Source organism: Streptomyces sp. NPDC044984, assembly GCF_040646935.1.
Taxonomy (GTDB): Bacteria; Actinomycetota; Actinomycetes; order Streptomycetales; family Streptomycetaceae; genus Streptomyces.
The window spans coordinates 1-11,531 of sequence record NZ_JBEZBE010000031.1 but is presented as its reverse complement, the minus strand read 5'-3'; the positions used below and the strand labels follow the sequence as shown (position 1 = coordinate 11,531).

The following is an 11,531-nucleotide window of genomic DNA, read 5'->3' as shown; positions in this document are numbered from 1 at the left end:
CGGGACGGGCGGGGGCGGACTCAGACGGCGTCCAGCTCCGCGATGTCCTCGGCCGTCAGGACGAGGTCGGCGGCGCCCGCCGAGTCACGGACCGACTCGGGCCGGCTCGCGCCCGGAATGGGCACGACGACCGGCGACCTGGCGAGCATCCACGCCAGGCACACCTGGTACGCGCTCACCCCGTGCGCCCGGGCGATCCGCGCGAACGGGGCGTGGGCCGAGGCGAGTTCACCGGCCCGGGCGATGCCGCCGAAGGGGCTGTAGGGCAGGAACGCGATGCCGAGCTCGCCGCACAGCCGCAGTTCCGGCTCGCTCGAGCGGAAGGCCGGGGAGAACTCGTTCTGCACGGAGACCAGCCGGCCGCCGAGGATCTCGTGGGCCTGCCGGATCTGCTCCGGGTCGGCGTTGGAGACGCCGGCCATGCGGATCTTGCCCTCGTCCAGCAGCTCGCGCAGCGCGCCGACGGACTCGGCGTACGGGACGCGGGGGTCGGGCCGGTGGAACTGGTAGAGCCCGACGGCCTCCACGCCGAGCCGGCGCAGGGAGGCCTCGCACGCCCGCTTCAGGTGCGCGGGGCTGCCGTCCTGCGTCCAGCTGCCGTCACCGGGGCGCAGATGACCGCCCTTGGTGGCGACCAGGACGTCGCCGCCCCGGTCGTGGGAGGCGAGGGCCTTGGCGATCAGGGTCTCGTTGTGGCCGGCCTCGCCGGCGCGCAGGTGGTAGGAGTCCGCGGTGTCGATCAGGGTGACACCGGCGTCCAGCGCCGCGTAAAGGGTGGCCAGGGAGCGGGCCTCGTCCGGGCGCCCCTCGATGGACATGGGCATGGCCCCCAGTCCGACGGCACCGACCTCGACGTCACCGATACGGCGGGTGTGCATGGGTGCGTGACCTCTTCCGGCTGTCGTCTCACGGTCTCGGCGAACGCGTACCAGCCTGGTCGCCGCGCGGCCCGAAATCCAATAGAAGAAAGCGAACGCATTCAGCGGACGGGGCACTGAATCGGGGCCCGCCCGCCCCCAGGATGGCCAATGCATCGATCCGGTAACCGAGTTGTACGAGTGCGCACGTGAGATGCCGCCATTCGGGGACAATCCCCACCGTGTCCACTTCACCTTCACCTGACGTCGAGCTCGACGACGGCACACCCGTCCGGTTCCTGCTGGCGCCGGCCCCCGCACCGGGACCGGCGGCCCCCGCCGGTGGCGAGGACCTTCCGGAAGGCATGGGAACGGCGGTTCCGGTGGCCGCCGGCGGACGAACCGTCGCGGGCTTCGCCGCCGGAGCCCTGCGCGGCACGCTCAAGCCCCTCGGCCCGCTGTTGCAGGAGGTGCACGACGCCGTCACCGCCGTGCCCGACCCACCCGCGGAGATCAGTGTCAGTTTCGGCGTCCAGATCGGCCAGGACCTCAAGTTCGGGATCGTGGGCAGCACGGGCCAGGCGCACCTGACCGTCACCGCCTGCTGGAAACCGGCCGACGCCGCGGTGCCGCCCGCCGCTCCTGCCGCGCCGCCCGCCGCGGAGTGAGGCGTGGGGTGGTTCACGGCGGCCGGCGCCCCGGACGACGGTCCGTCCCCGAGAGTGGTGTCCGTCCGGCGGACCGACGACGGAAAGATCGCGGGAGGGGGCGTCGTACTCGGCCCCGAGACCGCTCTGACCTGCGCGCACGTCATCAATGACGCTCTGGGGCGCCCCATGTTCGACGCCCGTTCCCCCGGAGTGGACCAGATCCGCGTGGAGCTGCACGGCCACGGCCGTGAACCGGAGCGCCATCTCGTGCGCGTCTCGCACTGGGTTCCGCCCCGGGGCAGGGACGGCGGTCCGGTCCGCGAGGGGGACGGCGCGTGGTTCGGGGATCTGGCGGTACTGCGCCTCGGGGGACGGTCCGGGACACTGCCCACGGCTCCCGGCAAGGCCGCCATGGCGGTCGGGCAGAAGGTGGAGGCCTGGCACGGCGGCGGTCACGCCTCCACCTTCGCCCGCCTCGTCGTCGCCTCCCTGCACGATTCCCTGGCCTACCTGGACGGCGAGGCCACGGGCATGGCCGTCGGCCCCGGCTACAGCGGCGGCCCGGTGTGGTGCCGGCAGGAACAGGCCGTGGTCGGCCTCGTCGTCGCGCACTTCATGCCTCCGCAGGACGCCACCGGGGCCGTCCTGCCGCACAGCCCTCAGCATCTGATCCGGCGCAGCTGGGCCGTCCCCTGGCAGCGCGTCGAGGCCGAACTGCGCCCCCTGGGCGCCCTGGACGCGGCGACCCCCGCTCCCCTGGACACCGAGGACCCCGCCTTCCTGTTGCTGGCCGAGGCGATCGACGACATCCTGCCTTCCCCGCACGAACGCGGTCTGCGCGCCCGTCGGCTGGCCCGCCTGTGCGGCGTCGGCCACGGCAGTGACGTCGTCCCGCCCACCGCCGAGGAGTTCGCGGCCTTCCTCCTCACCCATCCGCGCGCCGTCGCGGCGCTCTCCGGGATCCTGCGCCGGGACGATCCGTCCGGCGCCGACCGTGTCCTGGCCGCCGGTTCCCTCTCCCCCGTCCCCAGGCTGCTGTCACCCCAGGAATACACCGGGCTGCGCAAACACCTGGAGGCCATGGAACGCGGTGTGCTCGGCAGGTTTCCCGAAATGGTGCGCGCCGCCCTGCCGCGCCGTGCCGTCCTCCCCGGGGCGGACACCCTGGAAGCGCTCCTCGATCAGCTGGAGTCGCTGCCCGGGGACGGCAGTTCCGCCCGGGGAGAACCGAGGGTTCCGGCGCTGCTGCGCGTCATGGAGTACGCCGGGGTGCTCCTTCCTGCGCCCCGGCGTGCAGAACTGCGCCTGTGGGCGGACGGAGTGGCCCAGCGGCTCGGAATCGCGCGGGAGGCGCTCGCCGAGCGCCGGTCCGACGCACAGGAATGGTCCCGTGCGGTGCGCGCCCGCTCCGCACGCGTCCGTGTCCTGGTGCAGGTGACGCAGGCCGAGCAAGGCCGTTACCGGCTGCGCACCTGGTGCGACGAGGGGGCGGGCCCGCGGCAGGTGTCGGCGGACAGCGTCACGTCGTACTCGGCGTCGGCCGCCGCCCGTGAGGTGCTGCGTGTCCTCGACTCCCTGACCCCGGCGGACGGGGAGGAGCGACCGCCGCTGGTCGAGGTGCTCGTGGACCGCGCCAACCTCGACCTGCCGGTCGACGAATGGGAGGCGGGCGGCCCGGACGAGATCCTGCCCGGTACGCTCGGCGTGGAATTCCCCCTGGTCGTGCACTGTCCGGAACTCCTGCGCCGGAACCGGCGTTTCCAGTCCCACTGGCGCAGCCGGTGGAGCCGACTGGAGTCGGGCAAGACCTTCGTCGTCTCCGAGCCGATGGACCGGGAGACCCTTTACGCCCGGCTTGTCAACCAGCTCGACACGGTCCGCGTCTCCGTGGACGTACCGTCCGGCCCGCGGGACCACATCGTGCAGGTCTGCCTGGCTCTGGGCATACCGGTCGTGGTCTGGGACCGGGTCCGGGACACCGCGTCCGACGTCGTCACCTGCATGGCGGAGGTCGCCACCCCCGAACTGCCCGACGGAGTACGCGCCTACCGCGCGAACGCCAAGGCCAGTCCGCCCGAGTTCCCCGGCCGTCCGGTTCTCGCCTGGGCCGACGCCGACCGTGCCGTCCCCCGACTGCACCTGACCGAACCACAGGAGAGCGCATGACAACCACTCCTGAAGCCGAGTGGCGGCTGTTCCGCGGCGACGGCACGCCCCGCGCCGTCACGCTCCCGCAGGCCCCGCCCTGGCGGCGCTTCACGTCCATCCGGTCGATGCGCCCTGAACTGCCCTACCTGATCGAACGACGGCACTCCGACGTCGTCAACGCCGCGCTGCACCTGCGCCGGCCCCTGCTGGTGACCGGCCCCGCCGGCACCGGCAAATCGTCCCTCGCCCGCGCGGTCGCGCACGAACTGCGCCTGGGCGAGCTGCTGCGCTGGCCCGTCAACAGCCGCTCCACCGTCAAGGACGCCCTCTACCAGTACGACGCGATCGGCAGGCTGCGCGAGACCACCCTCAGCCGGGACCGGGGCGAACGCGAACCGTCCATCGGTACGTTCATCCGGCTCGGCCCGCTCGGTACGGCCCTGGTGCCGTCCGCCCTGCCGCGCGTGCTGCTCATCGACGAGATGGACAAGGGCGACGTCGACCTGCCCAACGACCTGCTGACCGTCTTCGAAGAGGGCGTGTTCGACATCCCGGAACTGACCCGGCTGCCGGAGGAGATGTCCGAAGTAGCGGTCCAGACCCACGACCACAGGGGAACCGTCCTCGTCCAGCAGGGGCTCGTCCAGTGCGTCGAGTTTCCCGTCGTCGTCATCACCAGCAACGGGGAGCGTGACTTCCCGCCCGCTTTCCTGCGCCGCTGCGTCCGTCTCGACCTGCCGGTCCCCGACGAGGAGCGGCTGCGTGACATCGTCGCCGCGCACCTCGGCGAGGAAGCGCTGCGGGAGGCCGACGACCTGATCGAGGCGTTCCTGCGCCGACGCGCACCGGGCGAACTCGCCACCGACCAGTTGCTCAACGCCGTGTTCCTGCGCGTCTGCGGTGTCGACCTGGACGCCGAGGGCCTGCTGGACGCGGTGCTGCACCAGCTCACCGGGGCCATGTGACCATGACGGGCGGTGGTGCGCGGTTCGCCGAAGCCCTGCGGGTGCTGTCGGCCTGTGGTGTCGACCTGGACGCGGACCAGGTACTCGACGTGCTCTGGCTGGCCCGCCGGTTCCCGGCCGGCCCCCTCGCACCGCTCCGCCAGGGTCCGCCGTCCGCCACGCACTCCGAGGCGCCTCCGCCCCCCGGCCCGGATGCGGCCGAGTCCCCGTCCTCCCCGCCGGAGGAAGACGATCCCGATCTGCCCGACCTCACCTCCCCCGAGCTGTACGCGGCAGCCCGCCAGGACCCGGCCCCGTCCTCCGGTGCCTCCCACCCCTCGGCGGGGCAGGAGACCCGCCGGGCCATGCCCGTGCGCGTCCCCGAGGACAAGGCCCTCACTCGTGAACTCGAGCTCGGCCGGGTGCTGCGGCCGCTGCGCCGTCGCCACGAGAGCCGCCACCGCACGGAGATCGACGAGGAACGCACGGCCACCGCGCTCGCCGAAACGGGGCTGGCGGACGTGGTGGAGCGGCCCGTGCGCGAGCGCTGGCTCAATCTGGCGCTGGTCATCGACGACGGCCTGTCCATGCTGCTGTGGCATCGCCTCGGCGCCGAACTGCGCACGCTGCTGGAGCGTTTGGGGGCCTTCGCCACCAGCCGTGTCCTCGGTCTGGACACCCGCGACGCACGCCACCCGGTCCTGCACGCGCGCCCGTTCCGGCCCGACGGCGCGAAACTGCCGCTGAGCACCGTCAACGATCCGTCCGGCCGCACTCTCCTGCTGGTCGTCAGCGACGGCATGGGAGCGGCGTGGCGGGCCGGCACCATGCACGACTTGCTGGCCCAGCAGGCGGCCCGCGGCCCCGTCGCCGTCCTGCACACCCTGCCGCCCGACATGTGGGAGGCCTCCGGCATCTTCGCCGAACGCTGGCAGGCCACCACCCGGCGGGTCGGCGGTGCCAACACCTCGTGGGAGATCACCGACCCGGTGCTGCCGCCGGGGATCGCCGACTTCGAAGGGGTGCCGGTGCCGGTGCTGGAGCCGACACCGGCCTCGCTGCGCGGCTGGGCGCGCCTGCTCGCCTCACCCGGAACCACCGTGGAACTGCCGTTCATGGCGTACCCCGGCCGGTACGGGACCTCGGCCCCCTTGCGTGACTCCAGCAGCACCCAGCACTTCCGGGACGCGGCGACTCCGGAGGCGTACCGTCTCGCCGCTCATCTGGCGGCGGTCTCCCCGCTGTCGGTTCCGGTCATGCGGCTGGTGCAGCGGGCGGTGCCGTGGTCCGCCACCACGTCCCACCTCGCCGAGGTCTTCCTCGGTGGTCTGGTGCGGCCCTCCCCCGCCCCGGTGCCGGGACCGCTGCCCGCCAAGCACCGGGTCTTCGATTTCACCGACGAGTCCAAGACGGTACTGCTCGACGCCGTCCCCCAGGCCGAGCTGCTGCACACCAGCCGCCGGATCGGCCGTCGTCTCGAGGAACTCGCCGGCAACTCACCGGACTTCCCCGCCTGGCTGGCCCACCCCGACGGTCCCGCCGACGTACCGGGCTCACGCCGGGCGTTCACCAGCGTCGAACGCCGGCTGCTGACCCGTTTCGGCGTCTCCCTCACCCGCGGCACCACGCTGCCGCCGAGCCGGCCGTACCCGCGGGACCCCTCCCACACGGACGACTGGGAACCCCTCACCGACGACGATCCGCCCAGACTCGGCGGTTTCGTCCTGCGGGGCCGCCGCCGCGGGCACCGGACGATGGTCTACCGGGGCGTCGACGCGCGGGGAAGAACCGCCGTCCTGCGCGTGCCCCGCTTCGGCCGTTCCGCCGGCAACGCCAGGCTGATCGAGGTGGAGGCCGAAGCGCTCGCCCGCCTCCAGGGGCAGTACGCCCCCCGGCTGCTCGACACCGGGCTCGAGGACTCCCCGCCCTGGCTGGCGATGACCCCGATCGCGGACACGAACGCCCCCGACGCCCAGCCGCCGAGGCTCGGCAAGATCTACACCGGCGCCCTGCACACGGGGACCGCTCCCTTCGACCTGCTCAGGGGGCTCCTGGTCGGCTGCTACCTCGCGAACGCCCTCGCCCTCTGTCACGTCAACGGACTCGTGCCCGCCGATCTCAGCGCCGACAGCGTCTACGTCCTGCGGCGCACCGTGGTCCTCGGCGATCTGTCGGACTGCGCCGTGGACGGGGAGTACGCCGGTTCGGGTCCGGCGCCCACCCGCGAGGACAACATGCGCTCCCTCGGTGAGTTGCTCCAGCTCATCAGCAGCAAGGCGGGCTGGGACATGCCGAGCATGCCGGAGGGGATGCATCTGTGGCAGGGCGACACCTGGGGGCCGTTGCGGCAGCTCGTGCTGCGCTGCCTCGACACGGATCCGGCGCGGCGGCCCCCGGCGAGCGAGGTCGCCGAGCTCCTCGCCCGCTACGTCGCCCGGGCCCGCCTCCACCAGACCGGGGCCGCGTCGTCGCCCGCGCCGGCCACCCCACAGCCCCTGACACCCGTACCGCTCACTCCGCCGCCGGCCACCGAAGTCCCCGCCGCCGACCGGACCGGACCGCGCCTGCCGCGCTTCGGGACCGTCCGCCGGGAGATGGAGGGGCGCCTGCGGCGGGTGCGTGCGCCGCTGACGCACAGCAGGCGGCTGACCCTGATCGGCGCCTACCGCTACAGCGGACGGGCCACCACGACGATGGTGCTCGGCTCGCTGCTCGCCTCCGTGCGCGGCGAACCCGTCCTCGCCCTCGACGGCGCGGCTTCCGAGGGAGCGCTGGACGCCTTTCTCACCCGGCGCAACCAGGCAGTGGTACGGGATCTGGCGGCCCTGCCGGACACCCCGTCGTACGAGGAGATCCGCGCCCTCACCACCGGTCTGCCGTCCGGACTGGAGGTGGTCGCGCACCGCAAGGGCCACTACAGCCCCAACCCTGCGCACGCGCGTGAATACGCACGCGTGCTGGGCCATACCGCCCCCTACTACCCGTTCGTCCTCACCGACTGGGCCCCTCTGCGGCTGGACGGAACGGCCCATGCCGTCCTCGACTGCACGGACCGGCTGATCCTGTGCTGCGGTACGTCTCACTGGTTCCTGGAATCGGCGGCACGCATCCTCGGCGAGCTGCGGCAGGGCGGACGTGAGCGGTTGGCGCGGGATGCGATCGTGGTCGCAAGCGAACTGGGCGGCCCCTCGGGGCGGCCCTTGCCGGCGGCCTCCGTGCGGGACCTGGACGTCGATCCGGCGCAGGTGGTGCACGTCCCCTTCGACGCCGCGCTGCAGTCCTCCGGCTGGAAGCTGAACCAGCTGCGGGTGGCCACCACGAGCGCCTTCCTGAGGCTGGCGGAGCTGGTGGTGGATCCCGGCGGCACCGGCGTCGCACAGTGATCCCCGCGCTGCCCGCGGCCCGTGGTGCGCGCCGTCCGGACATGTGGGTGCCGCTACCCGGCGTTACGCTGCGCACAGTTTCCCCTTTGCGGACGTTCCGGGAGGTAATCATGGCCTCGCTCCTCAACCCGTATCTCAGCTTCGACGGGAACGCGCGGCAGGCGCTGGAGTTCTACCAGGAGGTCTTCGGCGGCGAGCTGCGGCTCAACACGTACGGTGACTTCGGCCGGCCCGGAGGCGACAACGCCGACAAGATCATGCACGGCATGCTGGCGAGCGCGGCCGGCTTCACCCTCATGGGCGCCGACATACCGCCGGGCATGGAACACGTTCCGGGGAACAACTTCGCCGTGAGCGTCAGCGGCGAGGACGAGGCCGCGCTGCGCGGCTACTGGGAGAAGCTGTCCGGCGGCGGCTCGGTGGCCGTACCGCTGGAGAAGCAGATGTGGGGGGACGTGTTCGGGATGTGCACGGACCGCTTCGGCGTCCCCTGGATGGTCAACATCAACCAGCCCGGGGGCTGAGCCCCGGACGGCCTCCCGGTGAGCGGCCGTTGACATGACGTTCCGGCAGGGATCACCGTACTGACCGGAGCGCGTCGGTGGGACGCGACAGGACACCGGCCCGGCGGCGGTCGCCGCGCCGGGAGAGGCGGCGGCATGCGGATCGGACTGCTCGGCACCGGACCCTGGGCGCGGGCGGCCCACGCCCCCGCGCTGAGCGGGCACCCGGACCTCGACCTCGCCGGGGTGTGGGGCCGCCGGCCCGACGCCGCCGAGGAGCTGGCCGCTCTGCACGGCACCCGGGCGTACGGCGACGTCGAGGCGCTCCTCGCCGACGTGGACGCCGTCGCCGTCGCGCTGCCGCCCGCGGTGCAGGCGGAGCTGGCGGTGCGCGCGGCGCGGGCCGGGTGCCATCTGCTGCTCGACAAGCCGCTCGCGCCGACCGTCGCGCAGGGGCGCGCGGTGGTCGAGGCGGCCGAGGCGGCGGGGGTCGCGTCCGTGGTCTTCTTCACCACCCGCTTCCAGCCCGGGCCTCAGGCCTGGATCGCCGAACAGGCGCGTGTGGGCGGCTGGTTCACCGGGCGCGCGCAGTGGCTCGGAGCGGTGTTCACCTCCGACGGCGACCCCTTCGCCGCTTCTCCGTGGCGGCGGGAGAAGGGCGCCCTGTGGGACGTCGGCCCGCACGCCCTGTCCGTACTGCTTCCGGTGCTCGGCGAACCGCGGCGGGTGACGGCGGCGGCGTACGGCCCCGGCGACACCGTCCATCTCGTCCTCGACCACGCGGGCGGCGCGTCGAGCAGCCTCACCCTGAGCCTGACCGCTCCCCCGGCCGCGGCCGGCGCCATGGTCGAGCTCCGGGGCACGGCGGGCGTCACCTTTCTGCCGGAGGCCTCCGAGGGCGCGGTCCCGGCGCTCACCCGGGCCGCGGACGCCCTCCTCGCCGCGGCCGGTACCGGCACCCCCCATCCCTGCGACGCGGCGTTCGCGCTCCGGGTGACGGAGATCCTGGCCGCCGCGGAGGCGCAGCTGGGCGGCGGGACCCGCTGACGGCGGACCTCTGCCGGACGACTGCGGAGCGGAGCGCTCCCGACGCGCTCCGTGGCTTTCGGGCCCGACCGGCTTAAGCGGCCCTTAAAGACCGGTTAAGTGATCGTGGGCTCGTCGCCGGTTCCTTACGTAACCGCAGGTCAGAGCGGCGTTGCGGACAAGTCGGACCATTGGCGGGGGCCGCGGCCGTCCCTACCATCGGTGCCGCGCGCCGGTTCCGACGTACCGCCTGAGAGCGCTCTCTCCGGGTCTTCTCCCCACGTCGGCGGGCCGGCGCGGTCAGGAACCCGCACGAGTACCCTGGAGATCCCCCACATGACTCCTCGTCACCAGCGCAGCCTCGGCCGCCGCAAGGTCCTCTTCGCCCTCGGCGGAGCCGCCGTGGCCCTTCCCGCGGCGGCGGCGATCGCCCCGCACGCCCTCGCGGACCAGTCCGGCGAGCAGAGGGCCGGCACGGCGGCGGCGGGGGCCCTGCCGCTGACGGTCGTCAACAACAGCGGTTCCTTCGGCAACGCGAACGTGCACCTCTACATCGTGGGCAACGTGGACGGCCGTCAGGTCCGGGTCACCCCGGAGGGCACCGTCGCCCCGGTCGCCGCCTCCGACAACGGCCCCGACGGCTTCGCCGACTACGCGATCGGCCTGGCCGGCAGCGGCGAGACCAGGCTGTCCCTGCCGTACATGTCCGGCCGGATCTACGTCTCCCTCGGCGCGAAGCTCAAGTTCAAGGTCGTCACGGACGGCAACGGCAACGCGGCGCTGCAGTACCCGGCCGGCTGGGTCACCTCCGACCCCAACTACGGCGTGCTGCACGACTGCGCCGAGTTCACGTACAACTCCTCGGGCATGTTCTGCAACACGACCATGGTCGACATGTTCAGCGTGCCGATGGGCATCCGGCTCACCGGCGCCAAGGACCAGACGACGGGCACCGTGCGTGAGGGCGGCCGCGCGGCGGCGTTCGCCGCCGTCAAGCGGGTGGAGGCGTTCTCCCGGCTCGTCGTGGACGACACCCGGATCATCGCCCCCGGCCACGGTCTGGACGCCGGCCTGTTCGCGAAGGACTACTTCGCCCCGTACATCGACGAGGTGTGGAGCACCTACACCGGCCGGGACCTCAGGGTCACCACCAACGCCGGCACCTTCACCGGCCGGGTGCGCGGCGAGCGGTTCACCTTCGACGGGCCCGCCCAGGTCTCCTTCGGCAAGCCCTCCACGCGGGACGTCCTCTTCTGCGACGGCGCCCTCGCCGCCCCCAACGACGGCACGACCGGCCCGGTCGCCGCCGTACTGGGCGCCGGCTTCAACCGCTCGACGCTGCTCAGCCACCCCGACCAGCCGACGGCCGACGCCTCGGTCTTCTACCGGACCGAGCTCACCAACCACTACTCCAGGGCCGTCCACGCGGCCACCGAGGACGGCAGGGCGTACGGCTTCGCCTTCGACGACGTGGCCGACTTCGCCTCGTACATCCAGGACACGGCGCCCACGGGCCTGCGGCTGACGCTCTCGCCCTTCTAGGCGGCCCGCGGAGCAGGTTTCCCGCGGGCCGGGGAAGGTACCCCGGCAGCCAGGAGGAGCGGCCCTTCACCGCGGTGCCGCGAGCGTTCCGGATGCACGGCGGGCTCCCGCGTTGAATGGTGGACATCGGACCCGATGACAGCACCGGGGCCGCTCCAGCGATCCGGACCCGAGGAGCCAGAAGATGTCGACGTCCCAGCCCGACGCGTCCCAGCCCGAAGCGTCCCGGCGGTCCGCGGACCGCGCCACCCCGGACAGCCTGCTCCATGCCCGCACCGGCACCGATGTGTCGCCGGAGGACATCGTCCTCGCCTCGGGCAAGGACCTCACCCCGCGCAACCTCGAGTGGGCCAGGCGGAAGCTGGACGAGGAGGGGCCCGCCGCCCTGGACAAGATGCTGCCCTGATCCCGCGTACCCCCGTTCCCGGGACGGACGGGACAGGACGGCGCCGCCGGCCCGGTGCGCGATCGCGCACCG

The 11,531-nt window shown here is 73.1% G+C and carries 9 protein-coding genes; 8 read left to right on the top strand and 1 reads right to left on the bottom strand.

The window, feature by feature from the left end:
• Window positions 1-20: 20 nt before the first annotated feature.
• Window positions 21-878, bottom strand: coding sequence for an aldo/keto reductase (locus tag AB0A94_RS28815; RefSeq protein WP_361748833.1), 858 nt, complete (start codon window positions 876-878; stop codon window positions 21-23).
• A 221-nt stretch (window positions 879-1,099) separates the two neighbouring features.
• Here AB0A94_RS28815 and AB0A94_RS28810 point away from each other — a divergent pair, with 221 nt between their 5' ends.
• From AB0A94_RS28810 to AB0A94_RS28775, 8 genes are all read left to right on the top strand, one after another.
• A complete protein-coding gene (locus AB0A94_RS28810; protein ID WP_361748832.1) occupies window positions 1,100-1,525 on the top strand; it encodes a CU044_2847 family protein in 426 nt (141 codons plus the stop codon).
• Between the two features lie 3 nt (window positions 1,526-1,528).
• Window positions 1,529-3,673, top strand: coding sequence for a trypsin-like peptidase domain-containing protein (locus AB0A94_RS28805; protein ID WP_361748831.1), 2,145 nt, complete (start codon window positions 1,529-1,531; stop codon window positions 3,671-3,673).
• Window positions 3,670-4,620: a MoxR family ATPase gene (locus AB0A94_RS28800; RefSeq protein WP_361748830.1), complete on the top strand. Its 951-nt coding sequence runs from the start codon at window positions 3,670-3,672 to the stop codon at window positions 4,618-4,620. Before AB0A94_RS28805 ends, AB0A94_RS28800 begins: the two co-directional genes overlap by 4 nt.
• A gap of 2 nt (window positions 4,621-4,622) precedes the next feature.
• Window positions 4,623-7,982 carry an SAV_2336 N-terminal domain-related protein gene (locus tag AB0A94_RS28795; protein ID WP_361748829.1) on the top strand — a complete coding sequence of 1,120 codons (3,360 nt, stop codon included), beginning with the start codon at window positions 4,623-4,625 and terminating at the stop codon, window positions 7,980-7,982.
• A gap of 110 nt (window positions 7,983-8,092) precedes the next feature.
• A complete protein-coding gene (locus tag AB0A94_RS28790; protein WP_361748828.1) occupies window positions 8,093-8,506 on the top strand; it encodes a VOC family protein in 414 nt (137 codons plus the stop codon).
• 135 nt (window positions 8,507-8,641) lie between these two features.
• Window positions 8,642-9,532, top strand: a complete 891-nt coding sequence (locus AB0A94_RS28785) for a Gfo/Idh/MocA family oxidoreductase (RefSeq protein WP_361748827.1) — start codon at window positions 8,642-8,644, stop codon at window positions 9,530-9,532.
• Between the two features lie 315 nt (window positions 9,533-9,847).
• Complete coding sequence (locus AB0A94_RS28780; protein ID WP_361748825.1) at window positions 9,848-11,053, top strand: glycoside hydrolase family 64 protein; 1,206 nt, start codon at window positions 9,848-9,850, stop codon at window positions 11,051-11,053.
• A gap of 184 nt (window positions 11,054-11,237) precedes the next feature.
• Complete coding sequence (locus AB0A94_RS28775) at window positions 11,238-11,459, top strand: hypothetical protein (RefSeq protein ID WP_361748824.1); 222 nt, start codon at window positions 11,238-11,240, stop codon at window positions 11,457-11,459.
• The last annotated feature ends 72 nt before the right edge of the window (window positions 11,460-11,531 follow it).